Annotated in this window: 14 protein-coding genes and 5 tRNA genes; 14 read left to right on the top strand and 5 right to left on the bottom strand. The window is 61.4% G+C overall.

What is annotated here, in order from left to right; all coding sequences use genetic code 11:
* Positions 1–23 precede the first annotated feature (23 nt).
* Complete coding sequence (locus IB266_RS08105) at positions 24–1,703, top strand: methyl-accepting chemotaxis protein (RefSeq protein ID WP_060741427.1); 1,680 nt, start codon at positions 24–26, stop codon at positions 1,701–1,703.
* Between the two features lie 293 nt (positions 1,704–1,996).
* Here the strand turns inward: IB266_RS08105 and yegQ are convergent, their stop codons facing one another.
* Positions 1,997–3,328, bottom strand: coding sequence for a tRNA 5-hydroxyuridine modification protein YegQ (gene yegQ / locus IB266_RS08110; RefSeq protein WP_192260857.1), 1,332 nt, complete (start codon positions 3,326–3,328; stop codon positions 1,997–1,999).
* Between the two features lie 147 nt (positions 3,329–3,475).
* Between yegQ and IB266_RS08115 the strand changes: the two genes are divergently transcribed.
* Positions 3,476–4,537: an AI-2E family transporter gene (locus IB266_RS08115; protein ID WP_192260858.1), complete on the top strand. Its 1,062-nt coding sequence runs from the start codon at positions 3,476–3,478 to the stop codon at positions 4,535–4,537.
* On the opposite strand, the gene IB266_RS08120 is transcribed toward IB266_RS08115, so the two are convergent.
* The 3 genes from IB266_RS08120 to IB266_RS08130 form a co-directional block, all read right to left on the bottom strand.
* The gene (locus IB266_RS08120; protein WP_046063464.1) at positions 4,534–4,716 is read right to left on the bottom strand and encodes a hypothetical protein; all 183 of its coding nucleotides are present in this window, start codon (positions 4,714–4,716) and stop codon (positions 4,534–4,536) included. The genes IB266_RS08115 and IB266_RS08120 overlap by 4 nt on opposite strands.
* Positions 4,717–4,805: 89 nt before the next feature.
* Positions 4,806–5,000 carry a hypothetical protein gene (locus tag IB266_RS08125; protein ID WP_003203896.1) on the bottom strand — a complete coding sequence of 65 codons (195 nt, stop codon included), beginning with the start codon at positions 4,998–5,000 and terminating at the stop codon, positions 4,806–4,808.
* Between the two features lie 247 nt (positions 5,001–5,247).
* Positions 5,248–5,323, bottom strand: a tRNA-Asn gene (locus tag IB266_RS08130).
* A 235-nt stretch (positions 5,324–5,558) separates the two neighbouring features.
* Between IB266_RS08130 and IB266_RS08135 the strand changes: the two genes are divergently transcribed.
* Positions 5,559–5,786: a hypothetical protein gene (locus IB266_RS08135; RefSeq protein ID WP_060741430.1), complete on the top strand. Its 228-nt coding sequence runs from the start codon at positions 5,559–5,561 to the stop codon at positions 5,784–5,786.
* A gap of 110 nt (positions 5,787–5,896) precedes the next feature.
* On the opposite strand, the gene IB266_RS08140 is transcribed toward IB266_RS08135, so the two are convergent.
* Positions 5,897–7,093, bottom strand: coding sequence for an amino acid aminotransferase (locus IB266_RS08140; RefSeq protein ID WP_192260859.1), 1,197 nt, complete (start codon positions 7,091–7,093; stop codon positions 5,897–5,899).
* Positions 7,094–7,425: 332 nt separating this feature from the next.
* Between IB266_RS08140 and uvrB the strand changes: the two genes are divergently transcribed.
* The 11 genes from uvrB to IB266_RS08195 all read left to right on the top strand — a co-directional run bounded on the left by uvrB (position 7,426) and on the right by IB266_RS08195 (position 15,969).
* Positions 7,426–9,441 (top strand): excinuclease ABC subunit UvrB, encoded by a 2,016-nt coding sequence (gene uvrB / locus IB266_RS08145; protein ID WP_192260860.1) that lies wholly within the window; start codon positions 7,426–7,428, stop codon positions 9,439–9,441.
* 224 nt (positions 9,442–9,665) lie between these two features.
* Positions 9,666–11,147 (top strand): glutamate--tRNA ligase, encoded by a 1,482-nt coding sequence (gene gltX / locus IB266_RS08150; protein ID WP_192260861.1) that lies wholly within the window; start codon positions 9,666–9,668, stop codon positions 11,145–11,147.
* A gap of 146 nt (positions 11,148–11,293) precedes the next feature.
* Positions 11,294–11,369, top strand: a tRNA-Ala gene (locus IB266_RS08155).
* 79 nt (positions 11,370–11,448) lie between these two features.
* A tRNA-Glu gene (locus IB266_RS08160) sits at positions 11,449–11,524 on the top strand.
* Between the two features lie 53 nt (positions 11,525–11,577).
* Positions 11,578–11,653, top strand: a tRNA-Ala gene (locus tag IB266_RS08165).
* A 75-nt stretch (positions 11,654–11,728) separates the two neighbouring features.
* Positions 11,729–11,804 (top strand) — tRNA-Glu (locus IB266_RS08170).
* A 181-nt stretch (positions 11,805–11,985) separates the two neighbouring features.
* Positions 11,986–12,525 carry a TetR/AcrR family transcriptional regulator gene (locus IB266_RS08175; RefSeq protein ID WP_058546579.1) on the top strand — a complete coding sequence of 180 codons (540 nt, stop codon included), beginning with the start codon at positions 11,986–11,988 and terminating at the stop codon, positions 12,523–12,525.
* A 28-nt stretch (positions 12,526–12,553) separates the two neighbouring features.
* Entirely contained in the window at positions 12,554–13,387 is an 834-nt protein-coding gene (locus tag IB266_RS08180) for an alpha/beta fold hydrolase (protein WP_192260862.1), read from the top strand.
* An 85-nt stretch (positions 13,388–13,472) separates the two neighbouring features.
* The gene (locus IB266_RS08185; protein WP_192260863.1) at positions 13,473–13,922 is read left to right on the top strand and encodes an acyl-CoA thioesterase; all 450 of its coding nucleotides are present in this window, start codon (positions 13,473–13,475) and stop codon (positions 13,920–13,922) included.
* A gap of 515 nt (positions 13,923–14,437) precedes the next feature.
* A complete protein-coding gene (locus IB266_RS08190; RefSeq protein ID WP_060741436.1) occupies positions 14,438–15,397 on the top strand; it encodes a tRNA dihydrouridine synthase in 960 nt (319 codons plus the stop codon).
* A gap of 119 nt (positions 15,398–15,516) precedes the next feature.
* Entirely contained in the window at positions 15,517–15,969 is a 453-nt protein-coding gene (locus IB266_RS08195) for an Hsp20 family protein (RefSeq protein WP_053123476.1), read from the top strand.
* Positions 15,970–16,005 lie beyond the last annotated feature (36 nt).

Here is a 16,005-nt window from a genome sequence, read left to right on the forward strand (position 1 = left end):
TAACACCTACAAGAGTGAACAGCATGCGCCTGAGCCTGAAGGCTAAAGTCCTGTCCCTTGCGATACTGCCGGTATTGCTGTCCGCCGTGATCATCAGCCTGACCACGGCTTTCATCTTGAAGGAGCAAGCTAGCAAAGAGGTCCAGCAGACCCGCGAACGCCTGCTCAGCGAGGCCAAGGCCACGCTGCAGAACTACGTGGCGGTGGGCCTCACCGCCATCAAGCCGCTCTACGATGCCGCCGCGCCTGGCGATAACGAGGCGCGTGCCCAGGCGATCAAGCTGCTGTCGAATATCAGCTATGGCAAGGACGGCTACTTCTTCGGCTACGACTCCGAGACCATTCGTCTGTTCAAGGCCAACAGCCCCGATGGCGTGGGCAAGAGTTTCAAGGACAACCGCGACCCGAACGGTGTCTACGTCAACCGTGACCTGGTGAAAGTCGCCAAGGACGGAACGCATTATCTGGAATACAGCTCGCCACTGCCCGGCAGCAATGACCTGGTGCCCAAGCTTGGCTACACCGAATACCTGCCCAAGTGGGACCTCGCGGTCGGTAGCTCGGTCAACCTGGATGGTATCGAAGCCCAGGTGGCACTGGTGGAGGCCAAGGTCCACGATCGCCTGCAAGGTGTGATCTTGAGCATCGTCGGGATCGCCGCGGTGGTGTTGCTGGTGATTGCGGTGGTGGGCCTGGTGCTCGCCAACACGATCCTGCGTCCCCTGCATCTGATGAAGGACAATCTCGACGACATCGCCGCGGGCGAGGGTGACTTGACCCGTCGGTTGACCATCACCAGCCAGGACGAGCTTGGCCAACTGGCCGGTTCGTTCAACCGCTTCGTCGACAAGATCCATGGCCTGGTACGGCAGATCACCGACATGACTTCGCAACTGACCGGCCTGGTGACGCAAGTTTCCGAGCAGGCCCAGCGCTCCGAGCAGGCCATGGAGCGTCAGCGCCACGAAACCGATCAGGTTGCCACGGCGATCAACGAGATGTCCTCGGCTGCCCAGGAAGTCGCCCGCAGTGCCCAGGGCGCCGCCGTAGCGGCCCAGCAGACCGACGAAGAAGGCCAGTCCGCCAAGCGTGTGGTAGCCGGCAGCATCCAGCAGATTCATGCGTTGGTGAACGATATCCGCAGCAGCGGCGTGTCCCTGGACAGCCTGCAGCAGGACGTGGCCTCGATTGTCAGTGTGCTCGGGGTGATTCGTTCGATTGCCGAGCAGACCAACCTGCTGGCCCTCAACGCCGCCATCGAGGCCGCGCGTGCCGGTGAGGCGGGGCGTGGGTTCGCGGTGGTGGCCGATGAAGTGCGGGCCCTGGCCAGCCGGACCCAGCAGAGTACCCAGGAAATCCAGGGCATGATCGACCGTCTGCAATCCGGCACCCACGCGGCGGTGGAAGCGATGCGCCGTTCCAGTGAGGCCGGCGATGGCACCTCGGAGCGGGCCAACGAGGCGGGCGCCTCCCTCGACACCATGGCGCAGTTGATCGGCACCATCAACTCGATGAACGCCCAGATCGCCAGCGCCGCGGAAGAGCAGACCGCGGTGGCCGAGGAAATCAACCGCAGCGTGCATCAGATCGCCGTGGCCGTGGACAGCGTCGCCGACGAAACCCAACTCGGCGCCCAGACCTCCCGCAGCCTGGCCGACCTGGGCCAGCGCTTGGGCAAATTGGTGGGGCAGTTCCGAATCTGACCTGACCCTCAGGAGCTGCCGAAGGCTGCGATCTTTCGCTCTCGATCCAGATGTTTTCACCTGGGCAACCGGGTCTTATCGGGAAAGAAGGATCGCAGCCTTCGGCAGTTTCTGCGGACATATCGTTGCGCGAATTCAAGTCGAGCACTGTTGTGGCGAGGGAGCTTGCTCCCGCTGGGCTGCGAAGCAGCCCCAAAAAGACTGGAGGTGATTAGCCTGTTACACCGAGGTGCCTGGTTTCAGGGTTGCTTCGCAACCCAGCGGGAGCAAGCTCCCTCGCCACATTGCCATAATCAGGCAGGCAAACCGCCCACATCCCGCATCAACAACCCAAACCGCAGATCCACCGCATCCGGGATGGGCACGTACACCACATGCCCATCCCCCGGTGCCACCTCTATGCTCTTGCCGTTGATGTTCTGCAATTGGTGCAGGTCGAAGTGAAAGTTGCCCTTGGGGGTCATCAGTTCCATGTGATCCCCCAGGCCGAAGCGGTTCTTGACCCGCACTTCAGCCAGGCGTTCGCGCCGCTCGCCGGTCAGTTCGCCGACGAACTGCTGGCGCTCCGAGACTGAGCTGCCGTTCTGGTAGTTCTGGTATTCGTCGTGCACGTGGCGCCGTAGAAAACCTTCGGTATAGCCACGCTGGGCCAGGGACTCCAGGTCGGTCATCAGGCTGCGATCGAATTCCCGACCGGCCACCGCGTCATCGATGGCCCGGCGATACACCTGGGTGGTGCGCGCGCAATAGAAGTGCGACTTGGTCCGGCCTTCGATCTTCAACGAATGCACGCCCATGCGCGCCAGGCGCTCGACGTGCTGCACGGCCCGCAGGTCCTTGGCATTCATGATGTAGGTGCCGTGCTCGTCCTCGAAGGCTGGCAGGGAGGCGTCCGGGCGGTTGGCTTCCTGGAGCAGAAACACCTGGTCGGTGGGCGCGCCGAGGCCCAGGGTCGGTTCGGGTGGATAGCTTTGCACAATGTCGCCCACGACGTTTTCCACCGCCGGTTGCGCCGAGTACTTCCAGCGACAGGCATTGGTGCAACTGCCCTGGTTGGCATCACGCTTGTTCATGTAACCCGAGAGCAGGCAGCGCCCGGAGTAGGCCATGCACAGCGCCCCATGGACGAACACTTCCAGCTCCATGGCCGGCACCTGCTCGCGGATCTCGGCGATTTCCTCCAGGGACAACTCCCGGGACAGGATGATCCGGCTCAAACCCTGCTGCTGCCAGAACTCGACGCTCGCCCAGTTCACCGTATTGGCCTGTACCGACAGGTGGATTGGCATCTGTGGAAAATGCCGGCGAACCAGCATGATCAACCCCGGGTCGGACATGATCAATGCGTCCGGCGCCATGGCGATCACCGGCTCCAGGTCCTTGAGGAACGTGCGTAGCTTGGCGTTGTGCGGGGCGATGTTCACCACTACATAGAAGCGCTTGCCCATGGCCTGGGCCTCGGCAATGCCCAAGGCCAGGTTCGCGTGGTCGAATTCGTTGTTGCGCACCCGCAGGCTGTAGCGCGGCTGGCCGGCGTACACCGCATCGGCACCGTAGGCGAAGGCATAGCGCATGTTTTTCAGGGTGCCAGCGGGTGCCAGCAGTTCGGGGGCGGCGAGGGTCATGGTGGGGTCAGGTCGCAAAAAGCGGGGAGGCTACGCCAGGGGCGGCCAGGCCTCATTGACCTGAATCAATGTGCAGCGCAAACGTGAAGGCACTCCGGCGAGTCCTGGCGGACTAATGTGTATCCCGCCTTTGGACATGGAAAGCTGATGAATCGAAAGATGCTGCAAAACAAAGCCCAGATGTTGCTCCTGGTGCTGGTCACGGTCGCCTTCATCTGGATTCTGCTGCCATTTTACGGTGCGGTGTTCTGGGCGGTCATCCTGGGTATCGTCTTTGCGCCGATGCAGCGCCGCTTGCAGTTGAGGTTCGGCTGGCACCGCAATGTCACCTCGCTGGTCACGTTGAGCATCTGTGTGGTCTGCGCGATCTTGCCGGTGATCATCATCAGTACGTTGTTGGTCCAGGAAGGCGCGGCGTTGTACAAGAGCCTGGAAAGCGGCGAGCTGGACATTGCCGATTACCTGGCCCGCTTCAAGGATGCCTTGCCACCGTACTTCCAGCACCTGCTGGACCGCTTCGGTCTGGGCAACCTGAACGGCTTGCGCGACAAGATCGTCAAGAGCGCAATGCAGGGCAGCGAGTTCTTCGCCACCCAGGCCTTCAGTTTCGGCCAGGGCACCTTTCAGTTCCTGGTCAGCTTCTTCGTGATGATCTATCTGCTGTTCTTCTTTCTGCGCGACGGTGCGGAACTGGTGCGCAAAGTGCGCATGGCCGTTCCCCTGGGGGAACATCAAAAGCGCCGTCTGCAGTTGAAGTTCAATCGGGTGGTACGGGCCACGGTGAAGGGCAACCTGCTGGTCGCCATCAGCCAAGGTGCGCTGGGTGGGCTGATCTTCTGGATCCTGGGGATTCCGACCGTATTGCCATGGGCGGTGCTGATGGCATTCCTGTCGTTGTTGCCGGCGGTGGGGGCGGGCCTCGTCTGGGCACCGGTGGCGGTGTACTTCCTGCTCTCGGGGGCGATCTGGCAGGGCGTGGTGCTGACGCTGTTCGGGGTGTTCGTGATTGGCCTGGTGGACAATTTCCTGCGGCCGATCCTGGTGGGCAAGGACACCAAGATGCCTGACTACATGGTGCTGGTCTCGACACTGGGTGGGCTGGCGGTGTTCGGGCTGAACGGCTTCGTGATCGGGCCGCTGATCGCCGCGCTGTTCATGTCCTGTTGGGCCTTGTTCGTCGAGAGCACGCCGCGTGTGCAGTTGCCCTAGGCCCTCAGCAGGTAGGGCCCGATGCGTTGCGACAGTGCCTGGGCGGCGGGCAGTGAAGTCAGCGGGCCGCTGATGGTCACGCCGTCCTGCACCAGGTACCAGCAGGCCAGCAACCCGAGCTCCCGGAGTGGGGCGGGGACGGCGCTGCCAATGACAGACATGATTTGAACCTTGGGCATGGGAAACCTCCATCAATCGATGGGGCTACCTTACGGCTCAGGGGGAAGGACGGAAAATCAACTGGCTCAATAGTAGGAATCGATGCCGCTCAATCGACGACCAGATCGAGCATGTGCACCACTTCCTGCTCGTTGAGCAGGCCCTTGCGGACCAGGTTTTCAGCCAGCAGGGAAAGGAACTTGGCGCTGCGGTGGCCTTCCAGTTGCTTGAGTTCGGTCAGTACGTTGTACACCTTGCTGGAGGTGCACAGGCCGACAATGCGGTGAGGGTTTTGTGTGGGCATACCTTCGTCCTTGTTGTTTTGAAGCTGTTGTTGGCGGACAGTGCCAGTTTGCGGCCCTGTCATGACGCTCACGTGACAGCTTGGGTTGTCGGAAAAAGAAAGCAGGATCCGGACCATATTGCCTTTTTGACGCCGGATTATTGTTCCGGCAGCGACCTCGGCCAGACTTATATGGCCATCCACCTGTTTTTCGCCCACAAAAAAGCCCCTGGATCTTTCGATTCAGGGGCTTTTTGGTGTTGCTGTCTGGCTCCACGACCTGGACTCGAACCAGGGACCCAGTGATTAACAGTCACTTGCTCTACCAACTGAGCTATCGCGGAATGGCGCGTATGTTACTGATTGGAAAAGAGAAGTCAAGCGTCTATTGGCGAACGGCGCATTCCCGGTGCCCATTGACGCTCAATCAGCGATTGGCAGTTACCGCAAGGGCGGGAGAGGGCTACCATGGTTACCCGGAAGTGGCAGGACGCGCTGCCGGCCATTCGCCGACATTGAGGTACGCGCCATGAACCACCTGTTACCACTTCACACAGCCCGTTGCGCCGAGGTGTGCTTGTGAGCACCGCCCAGATCAGTTTGCCCAAGGGTGTGGGGCCGCACGCCGAGAAACTGTACGACGCCATCGCCCAGGCGAGCACGGCCGAAGAACTGAACCGCGCTGGCGGCAAGGCCGAGGGTTTTGTCCTGGGGCTGGAAAGTACCAAGGCGATCAAGAGCCAGGTGGCCGAGTCGTTGTATGTCATCTATGACGATGCGGCGAGCCAGCGGGCGACGGAGTTGTAGTTTCGATCTGGTGCTTTTGTGGAGAGGGAGCAAGCTCCCTCGCCACGGGTCGGTGTGAGCACTCAAAAAAACGGGAAGCCATGGCTTCCCGTTCTTCATTCCAACGACCTTCAGATCACCTGAACAATAGCCTTGGTCACCGCATCGATGTTGTTCTGGTTCAGCGCGGCCACGCAGATGCGGCCGGTGTCCAGGGCGTAGATGCCGAACTCGTTGCGCAGGCGCATCACTTGTTCAACGCTCAGGCCGGAGTAGGAGAACATCCCGCTCTGACGGGCGACGAAGCTGAAGTCGTGCTGCGGGGCGGCCTTGGCCAGCATGTCGACCATCTGGTCGCGCATGCCGCGAATGCGCAGGCGCATTTCGGCCAGTTCGGCTTCCCACTGTGCCCGCAGCTCCGGGCTGTTGAGCACGGCGGCGACGATGCTGGCGCCATGGGTGGGCGGGTTGGAGTAGTTGGTGCGGATCACGCGCTTGACCTGGGACAGCACACGGGCGCTTTCTTCTTTCGATTCGCTGACGATCGACAGGGCGCCGACGCGCTCGCCGTACAGCGAGAACGACTTGGAGAACGAGCTGGAGGCAAAGAAGGTCAGCCCCGATTCGGCGAACAGGCGCACGGCCGCCGCGTCTTCGTCGATACCGGCGCCAAAGCCCTGGTAGGCCATGTCCAGGAACGGTACGTGGTTCTTGGCCTTGACCACGGCCAGCACGTTTTTCCAGTCTTCCGGGTTCAGGTCCACGCCGGTCGGGTTGTGGCAGCAGGCGTGCAGCACAACGATCGAGCGATCGGGCAGGGCGTTGAGGTCTTCCAGCAGGCCGCTGCGGTTCACGTCGTGGGTGGCGGCATCGTAGTAGCGGTAGTTCTGCACCGGGAAGCCGGCGGTTTCGAACAGGGCGCGGTGGTTCTCCCAGCTCGGGTCGCTGATGGCCACGACCGCGTCAGGCAGCAGTTGCTTGAGGAAGTCGGCACCGATCTTCAGTGCGCCAGTGCCGCCCACGGCCTGGGCGGTGATGACGCGACCGGAGGCGATCAGCGGCGAATCCTTGCCGAACAGCAGAGTCTGCACAGCCTGGTCGTAGGCGGCGATGCCGTCGATTGGCAGGTAGCCACGGGAAACGTGCTGAGCTACGCGAATCGTCTCGGCCTCGACCACGGCGCGCAGGAGTGGAATGCGCCCCTCCTCGTTGCAGTAAACACCCACACCCAGGTTGACCTTATTGGTACGGGTGTCGGCGTTGAAAGCTTCGTTGAGGCCCAGGATGGGGTCGCGGGGTGCCAATTCGACAGCGGAAAACAGGCTCATTAGTGCGCGGCTCTGAATGGAGAATGAGGGGACGTGTGACGCTCCAGCCGAATGCACTAGAGCGGTGCACAAACGGGGAGCTAGTATAGAGGCCATCACCCGGCACGGCGACAGGCGATTCGGCTTTTAGGCTAAGTTTTTTCGATTTTTTTCGACCGTTAGTCTTCTCGCCGCGTCAAAGTCTTCAAGGCGTGTAGGACGTTCGTCTTGAAAGCGAAGGCATTCACCTCCACATTGTGTGCATCCCAGCTTTTTCCTCGGGCGACACCCGTCGTTTCGGTCTTTCTCGTTCCTGTCGGCTGGCCGACAGGGGTGAATCCAGAGGTTATGTCATGTCTGAATTCCAGCTAGTCACCCGCTTCCAGCCCGCCGGCGATCAGCCGGAAGCCATCCGCCTGATGGTCGAAGGCATCGAGGCCGGGCTGGCGCACCAGACGTTGCTCGGTGTGACCGGCTCGGGCAAGACCTTCAGCATTGCCAACGTGATCGCCCAGGTGCAGCGCCCGACCCTGGTCCTGGCGCCGAACAAGACCCTGGCGGCGCAGTTGTACGGTGAGTTCAAGGCGTTTTTCCCGAACAACGCCGTGGAGTACTTCGTTTCCTACTACGACTACTACCAGCCCGAGGCCTACGTGCCATCGTCGGACACCTTCATCGAGAAGGACGCCTCGATCAACGACCACATCGAACAGATGCGCCTGTCGGCCACCAAGGCGCTGCTCGAGCGCAAGGACGCGATCATCGTCACCACGGTGTCGTGCATCTACGGCCTGGGCAGCCCGGAAACCTACCTGAAGATGGTGCTGCACGTGGATCGCGGCGACAAACTCGACCAGCGCGCCTTGCTGCGGCGCCTGGCGGACTTGCAGTACACCCGCAACGACATGGATTTTGCCCGGGCGACCTTCCGGGTGCGGGGCGATGTCATCGACATCTACCCGGCGGAATCGGACCTGGAAGCGATCCGCATCGAGCTGTTCGACGATGAGGTGGAGAGTCTCTCGGCGTTCGATCCGCTGACCGGTGAAGTGATCCGCAAGTTGCCGCGCTTCACCTTCTACCCCAAGAGCCACTACGTGACGCCCCGGGAAACCCTGCTGGACGCCATCGAAGGGATCAAGGTCGAGTTGCAGGAGCGCCTGGAGTACCTGCGTTCGAACAACAAACTGGTGGAAGCCCAACGTCTGGAGCAGCGGACCCGGTTTGACCTGGAGATGATCCTGGAGCTGGGCTACTGCAACGGCATCGAAAACTACTCGCGCTACCTGTCGGGCCGTCCGGCGGGTGCGCCACCGCCGACCTTGTATGACTATCTGCCGGCCGACGCCTTGCTGGTGATCGACGAGTCCCACGTCAGCGTGCCCCAGGTCGGCGCCATGTACAAAGGCGACCGTTCGCGCAAGGAAACCCTGGTGGAATACGGTTTCCGCTTGCCTTCGGCGCTGGATAACCGGCCGATGCGTTTTGACGAATGGGAAAGTGTGAGCCCGCAGACGATTTTTGTCTCGGCCACCCCTGGCAACTACGAAGCCGAGCATGCCGGGCGGGTGGTCGAGCAAGTGGTGCGACCGACCGGGCTGGTGGACCCGCAAGTCGAGGTGCGTCCGGCGCTGACCCAGGTCGATGACCTGCTCTCGGAAATCAGCAAGCGCGTGGCTGTGGAGGAGCGGGTGCTGGTCACCACGCTGACCAAGCGCATGGCCGAAGACCTCACCGATTACCTGGCCGACCACGGCGTGCGAGTGCGTTACCTGCACTCGGATATCGACACGGTGGAGCGGGTCGAGATCATCCGCGACCTGCGCCTGGGCACCTTCGATGTGCTGGTGGGCATCAACCTGCTGCGTGAAGGCCTGGACATGCCGGAAGTGTCGCTGGTGGCGATTCTCGATGCCGACAAGGAAGGTTTCCTGCGCTCCGAGCGCTCGTTGATCCAGACCATCGGTCGCGCGGCGCGTAACCTGAACGGCCGGGCGATTCTGTACGCTGACCGCATCACCGGCTCCATGGAGCGGGCCATCGGCGAGACTGAGCGCCGTCGTGACAAGCAGATCGCCTTCAACCTGGCCAATGGCATCACCCCCAAGGGCGTGTTCAAGGACGTCGCCGACATCATGGAAGGCGCCACCGTGCCAGGCTCGCGCAGCAAAAAACGCAAGGGCATGGCCAAGGCGGCCGAAGAGAGCGCCCGCTACGAGGCCGAACTGCGCTCACCGAGCGAAATCACCAAGCGCATCCGGCAACTGGAAGAGAAAATGTACCAGCTGGCCCGGGACCTGGAGTTCGAAGCGGCGGCGCAATTGCGTGATGAGATTGGCAAGTTGCGGGAGCGGTTGCTGGCTGTCTGAGGTTGTGTGGCGACCTTAAGGGCCTCATCGCGAGCAAGCTCGCTCCCACAGGGGATCATTGGGTGGCTCGATCGAACTGTGGGAGCGAGCTTGCTCGCGATGGGCGCGACTCGGTCTGACGACTGGCCACACAAATCCCGCTCTCACTGGAGCCCGCCCGCCATCGCCTGTTACCATTCGCCCCCTGTTCGATCTTCGCTTTTATATTCTTTCCGAGACATGCCATGACCACCGTCCGCACCCGCATCGCGCCTTCGCCCACTGGCGATCCCCATGTCGGCACCGCCTACATCGCTTTGTTCAACTATTGCTTTGCCAAGCAGCACGGCGGCGAGTTCATCCTGCGGATCGAGGACACCGACCAGTTGCGTTCGACCCGCGAGTCCGAGCAACAGATCTTCGATGCCTTGCGCTGGTTGGGAATCGATTGGAGCGAAGGCCCGGACGTCGGCGGCCCGCACGGTCCGTACCGTCAGAGCGAGCGTGGCGACATCTACAAACAGTATTGCCAGCAGTTGGTGGACATGGGGCATGCGTTCCCGTGTTTCTGCACCGCCGAAGAGCTGGACCAGATGCGCGCCGAGCAAATGGCCCGTGGCGAAACCCCGCGCTACGACGGCCGGGCGCTGCTGCTGTCCAAGGAAGAAGTCGCCCGTCGCCTGGCGGCCGGCGAGCCCCATGTGATCCGCATGAAAGTGCCGAGCGAAGGCGTCTGCGTGGTGCCGGACATGCTGCGTGGCGATGTCGAGATCCCGTGGGATCGCATGGACATGCAAGTGCTGATGAAGACCGACGGCCTGCCGACGTACTTCCTGGCCAACGTGGTCGATGATCACCTGATGGGCATCACCCACGTGTTGCGCGGTGAAGAATGGCTGCCGTCGGCACCGAAACTGATCCTGCTCTACGAATACTTCGGCTGGGAACAACCGCAGCTGTGCTACATGCCGCTGCTGCGTAACCCGGACAAGAGCAAGCTGTCCAAGCGCAAGAACCCGACCTCGGTGACGTTCTACGAGCGCATGGGCTTCATGCCCGAGGCGATGCTCAACTACCTGGGGCGCATGGGCTGGTCGATGCCGGACGAGCGCGAGAAGTTCTCGCTGCAGGAAATGGTCGAGCATTTCGACCTGTCGCGGGTCTCCCTGGGCGGGCCGATCTTCGACATCGAGAAGCTGTCGTGGCTCAACGGCCAGTGGCTGCGGGACCTGCCGGTGGAAGAGTTCGCCACGCGCGTGCAGAAGTGGGCGTTGAACCCTGAGTACATGATGAAGATCGCGCCCCATGTGCAGGGCAGGGTAGAGACCTTCAGCCAGATCGCCCCGCTGGCCGGCTTCTTCTTTGCCGGTGGCGTGACGCCGGACGCGAAGCTGTTCGAGTCCAAGAAACTCTCCGGCGACCAGGTACGCCAGTTGATGCAACTGATACTGTGGAAGCTCGAAAGCCTGCGTCAGTGGGAGAAGGACAGCATCACCGCGACCATCCAGGCCGTGGTCGAATCCCTGGAGTTGAAACTGCGCGATGCCATGCCGCTGATGTTCGCCGCCATTACCGGCCAGGCCAGTTCGGTGTCGGTGCTCGATGCGATGGAAATTCTCGGGCCGGACCTGACCCGTTTCCGCCTGCGCCAGGCCATCGATCTGCTCGGTGGCGTGTCGAAGAAGGAGAACAAGGAGTGGGAAAAACTGCTGGGCGCGATCGCGTAAGCGCTCGATGAGGCAGGACATACCCCGGTTTTCCGGGGTTTGTCGGTAAGTGATTGTTATCCCGGCAAAAAATTTTCATATTTGTTGAAAATAAATTTGACAGCCCTCCGATACGCCCTTAAGATTCGCCCCGTCCTCAGCGATGAGGGGCTATAGCTCAGCTGGGAGAGCGCTTGCATGGCATGCAAGAGGTCGACGGTTCGATCCCGTCTAGCTCCACCAATTTACACTTCAAGGCCTGGCCACACCGGCCTTGAAGCGATCAACACTCAGCGTTGATCAGTTGTATAGAAGGGTTTGCGTCCCCTTCGTCTAGTGGCCTAGGACACCGCCCTTTCACGGCGGTAACAGGGGTTCGAGTCCCCTAGGGGACGCCAGTTTTACAGAAGCGATGTTGCAAGATGTCGCTCCGCCGCGAGGCGAAAAATCCGGGGCTATAGCTCAGCTGGGAGAGCGCTTGCATGGCATGCAAGAGGTCGACGGTTCGATCCCGTCTAGCTCCACCAATTACAGGTTCAAGGTTTGGCCACACCGGCCTTGAATCGATCAGTTCTCAGCGCTGATCAAGTTAGAAGGTTTGTGTCCCCTTCGTCTAGTGGCCTAGGACACCGCCCTTTCACGGCGGTAACAGGGGTTCGAGTCCCCTAGGGGACGCCACGATTACCCGCTCTGCGGGATTTTATAAGGGTCATTCAATTCTTGAATGGCCCTTTTGTTTGTCTGGCGTTTGGCCAATTCCCTTATCCTTTGAAAAAGTCTTCTGACCAGCGGTGAAAATTTCCGCTTGCGGAAAATTATTACATGGATAATATTTCAGTCGTAATATTCGGAGGCGACGATGAGCGATAAAAAGGCACAAACCCGTGAACGCATTCTCAAGGCCGCCAGCGATGCGCTGATCCAGCGTGGGCCGGCGGAGCCAAGCGTGGGCGAGGTGATGGGCGCGGCCGGGCTGACGGTGGGCGGCTTTTACGCCCATTTCGAAAGCAAGGATGCCTTGATGCTGGAGGCCTTCAAGCAATTGCTCAATCGGCGCCGCGGCTTGATCGCCGATATGGACGGTGAGCTGACAGGCGAGGAGCGGCGGGCGTTGGTCGCCGCGTTCTATCTGTCCCGAAAGCACCGCGACTCCACCGAGCAAGCCTGCCCGATTCCGGCGTCGGTCGGCGAACTTGGGCGACTGCCGGATGCGTTTCGTGAGGTGCTCAATGAGCATATCGAGTTGATGGTCGCGCAATTGGCGGCCAGCCCGGAGGACGCCGACAAGGCACTGGCCGACATCGCCTTGATGGTCGGTGGCCTGGCCCTGGCGCGGGCATTGGGCCCAGGAGAGTTATCGGATCGTTTGCTGCGCGCCGCCAAGTCGGCGGTGCGTTGAGCTGAGGCGCGAGCCCTGGAGATGAGCGATGGACAGGTTGAGCTGGATACGTAGTGTCAATGGCACGCTTGGCTGGGTGGCTCCACGCCTGGTGGCGAAGCAGATGCGTTCGCTGTTCATGCGCCCTCGAAACTTGCCGCCGCGGGATTGGGAACTGCCGTTGCTGGCCACGTCCGAGCGTATCACCTTGCGTTTCGGTCTCTCGGCCTTGCGCTGGGGCAAAGGCCCGGCGGTCTTGTTGATGCACGGTTGGGAAGGGCGGCCGACCCAGTTCGCGGCGCTGATCACGGCCCTGGTGGGCGCTGGTTACACGGTCGTGGCGCTGGACGGTCCGGCCCACGGTCGTTCGCCGGGTCGCGAGGCGAATGTCCTGTTGTTCGCCAGGGCCATGCTCGAAGCCGCCGCCGAGCTGCCGCCGTTGCAGGCGGTGATCGGACATTCCATGGGCGGTGCCAGCGCCATGCTGGCGGTCCAGTTGGGGTTGCGTACCGAGACGCTGGTCAGCATCGCCGCGCCCGCTCGCATTCTTGGGGTGCTGCGCGGTTTCTCCCGGATGATGGGCCTGCCGCCCAAGGCGCGTTCGGCCTTTATTCGCCAGGTGGAAAGCGACGTGGGCATGCCCGCCTCGAAGATGGATGTGGCGCATTACCAGTTGGACGTGCCGGGGTTGATCGTCCATGCCGAGGACGACACATCGGTCTCGGTCAAGGAGTCGCAATTGATTCATGAGGCCTGGTTCGACAGTCGGCTGCTGCGACTGCCACAGGGCGGGCATCAGCGGGTGCTGGCCGATCCTCGGGTCATTGATGGGGTGTTATCACTGTTGGCCGGTCGCAGCCTGCAAGCGCGGCAATCGGCTTGAGCGGTGGGAGCAAGGCTTGCCCGCGATGGCGGTCGAGCTAGGATCCGTTACACTGCCCCGATCCAAATTCGACCGGGAGAGGGGCATGGGCTGGGATCGGGCAACGCCATTCATCATTGATCTTCAGGTCAATGCCGAAGACATCGACGGGCTGGGCCACGCCAACAACGCGGTATATGTCACCTGGCTCGAGCGCTGTGCCTGGCGCCATTCCCAGCGCCTGGGGCTGGATCTGGTGGAGTATCGACGCCTGGACCGGGCCATGGCGGTGGTGCGGCATGAAATCGATTACCTGGCGGCCGCCTATGAAGGCGACGAACTGCAATTGGCGACCTGGATCGTCGACTGGGACCAGCGCCTGAAAATGACCCGGCATTTCCAGCTGGTCCGTCCCAGCGACAACGCCACGTTGCTGCGGGCCCAGACCACCTTCGTCTGCATCGAACTGTCCACTGGCCGGCCCAAGCGCATGCCGCCGGAATTCATCGAGGGGTATGGCCCCGCCCTGGAACCGTCCAGCATCCTCGTGGACTGACCCACCGCCATCGCGAGCAAGCTCAGCTCCCACAGGGATTGGTGGTGGACTTCAATTCCATGAACGCCCTGAAGCCCGTGTGGGAGCGAGCTTGCTCGCGATAGCGGCGAGACATTCAACATTTGCGCAAGCTGACCCACTGCCATCGCGAGCAAGCTCGCTCCCACAGGGATTGGTGGTGGGCTCCAATTCTGTGAACGCCCTGGAGCCAGGGTGGGAGCGGGCTTGCTCGCGATCGCGGCGATACATTCAACATTTTCGCAAGCTGACTCACCGCCATCGCGAGCAAGCTCAGCTCCCACAGGGTTTGGTGGTGGGCTCCAATTCTGTGAACGCCCTGGAGCCAGGGTGGGAGCGGGCTTGCTCGCGAAGGCGGTGGTAAATTCAATATCAATGCAAACTGACCCACCGCTTTCGCGAGCAAGCCCGCTCCCACAAGGGATTTGTGCTGAATGCCGGATATTGGGCAAAATCCGGTAAACTGCCGCACGTTTTTTCGTTGAGTGTGTGTTTCCATGCAAATTGCCCTGGCGCCCATGGAGGGGTTGGTCGACAACATCCTGCGGGACGTCCTGACCCGTGTTGGCGGTATCGACTGGTGTGTCACCGAGTTCATCCGCGTCAACGATCGTCTGCTCACGCCGGCCTATTTCCATAAGCTCGCCCCTGAGCTGCTGAGCGGTGCCCAGACCGCTGCCGGCGTGCCGTTGCGGGTGCAGTTGCTCGGCTCCGATCCGGTGTGCCTGGCGGAAAACGCGGCGTTGGCGTGCGAGTTGGGCTCAGAGGTGATCGACCTCAATTTCGGTTGCCCGGCCAAGACCGTGAACAAATCCCGGGGCGGCGCAGTGTTGCTCAAGGAGCCGGAACTGCTCAACGAAATCGTCGAACACGTGCGCCGCGCGGTGCCGAAACACATCCCCGTCACCGCCAAGATGCGCCTGGGTTTCGATAGCCCGGACGGCGCCCTGGTCTGTGCCACGGCGTTGGCCGAAGGCGGCGCGGCGCACATCGTGGTGCATGCGCGGACCAAGGTCGATGGCTACAAGCCTCCGGCCCATTGGGAGTGGATCCCCCGCGTGCAGGAAGTGGTCAAGGTGCCGGTGTTCGCCAATGGCGATATCTGGAGCGTGGAGGATTGGCGCCGTTGCCGCGAAATCAGCGGTGTCGAAGATATCATGCTTGGTCGCGGCCTCGTTTCCCGCCCTGACCTGGCCCGGCAGATCGCCGCCGCCCGGGCTGGCGAGGACGTGGTCGAGATGTCCTGGGCCGAGTTGCAGCCGATGCTCCATGATTTTTGGCAGCAAGTGGTCGAACAGTTGACGCCGCGCCAGGCCCCGGGCCGGTTGAAGCAGTGGCTGGCGATGCTGACCCGCAATTACCCCGAAGCGGTGGAGCTGTTTACCGCGCTACGCCGGGAAACCGACCTGGACGCGGTGGGGCATTTATTGGGTGTTCAGCGCACCGAAGCGGCCTGAAAAAAATTCGAAAAAACCTCTTGAAAAGTTTTTGGCGGACCCTAGATAAGGGTTACGCGATGCCGAATTCGGGTCGCGGAGACAAAAAAACTTGCTGAATTTTTCAGGAGATTTGAATCATGAGTACTGCATTTTCGCTGGCCCCTCTGTTCCGTTCCTCGGTAGGCTTCGATCGCTTCAACGACTTGTTCGAAACCGCCCTGCGCAACGAACCAGGCAGCAGCTATCCACCCTACAACGTGGAAAAACATGGTGATGACGAGTACCGCATCGTGGTCGCCGCCGCCGGGTTCCAGGAAGAAGACCTGGACCTGCAAGTGGAAAAAGGTGTGCTGACCATCAGTGGCGGCAAGCGTGAAGCCAGCAACGACAGCGTCACCTTCCTGCACCAGGGCATTGCCCAGCGTGCGTTCAAGCTGTCCTTCCGGTTGGCCGATCATATCGAGATCAAGTCCGCCGGCCTGCGTAACGGTCTGTTGAGCATCGACCTGTTGCGAGTGGTTCCGGAAGAGGCGAAAGCCAAGCGCATCCCAATCAACGGTGCGCAGCAGCAACCCGCGCTGCAAAACTGATGCATCGCAACTGAAAAAGGGCGCCTGATGGCGCCC

The organism is Pseudomonas sp. Pdm06, assembly GCF_014851795.1.
Classification (GTDB): Bacteria; Pseudomonadota; Gammaproteobacteria; order Pseudomonadales; family Pseudomonadaceae; genus Aquipseudomonas; species Aquipseudomonas fluorescens_AA.

What these genes read in the sequence shown, in the direction of transcription:
- IB266_RS08105 (WP_060741427.1), top strand. Translation starts at nt 24, where the DNA reads ATGCGCCTGAGCCTGAAGGCTAAAGTCCTGTCCCTTGCGATACTGCCG.
- yegQ (WP_192260857.1), bottom strand. Translation starts at nt 3,328, where the DNA reads ATGACCCTCGCCGCCCCCGAACTGCTGGCACCCGCTGGCACCCTGAAA.
- IB266_RS08115 (WP_192260858.1), top strand. Translation starts at nt 3,476, where the DNA reads ATGAATCGAAAGATGCTGCAAAACAAAGCCCAGATGTTGCTCCTGGTG.
- IB266_RS08120 (WP_046063464.1), bottom strand. Translation starts at nt 4,716, where the DNA reads ATGCCCAAGGTTCAAATCATGTCTGTCATTGGCAGCGCCGTCCCCGCC.
- IB266_RS08125 (WP_003203896.1), bottom strand. Translation starts at nt 5,000, where the DNA reads ATGCCCACACAAAACCCTCACCGCATTGTCGGCCTGTGCACCTCCAGC.
- IB266_RS08140 (WP_192260859.1), bottom strand. Translation starts at nt 7,093, where the DNA reads ATGAGCCTGTTTTCCGCTGTCGAATTGGCACCCCGCGACCCCATCCTG.
- uvrB (WP_192260860.1), top strand. Translation starts at nt 7,426, where the DNA reads ATGTCTGAATTCCAGCTAGTCACCCGCTTCCAGCCCGCCGGCGATCAG.
- gltX (WP_192260861.1), top strand. Translation starts at nt 9,666, where the DNA reads ATGACCACCGTCCGCACCCGCATCGCGCCTTCGCCCACTGGCGATCCC.
- IB266_RS08175 (WP_058546579.1), top strand. Translation starts at nt 11,986, where the DNA reads ATGAGCGATAAAAAGGCACAAACCCGTGAACGCATTCTCAAGGCCGCC.
- IB266_RS08180 (WP_192260862.1), top strand. Translation starts at nt 12,554, where the DNA reads ATGGACAGGTTGAGCTGGATACGTAGTGTCAATGGCACGCTTGGCTGG.
- IB266_RS08185 (WP_192260863.1), top strand. Translation starts at nt 13,473, where the DNA reads ATGGGCTGGGATCGGGCAACGCCATTCATCATTGATCTTCAGGTCAAT.
- IB266_RS08190 (WP_060741436.1), top strand. Translation starts at nt 14,438, where the DNA reads ATGCAAATTGCCCTGGCGCCCATGGAGGGGTTGGTCGACAACATCCTG.
- IB266_RS08195 (WP_053123476.1), top strand. Translation starts at nt 15,517, where the DNA reads ATGAGTACTGCATTTTCGCTGGCCCCTCTGTTCCGTTCCTCGGTAGGC.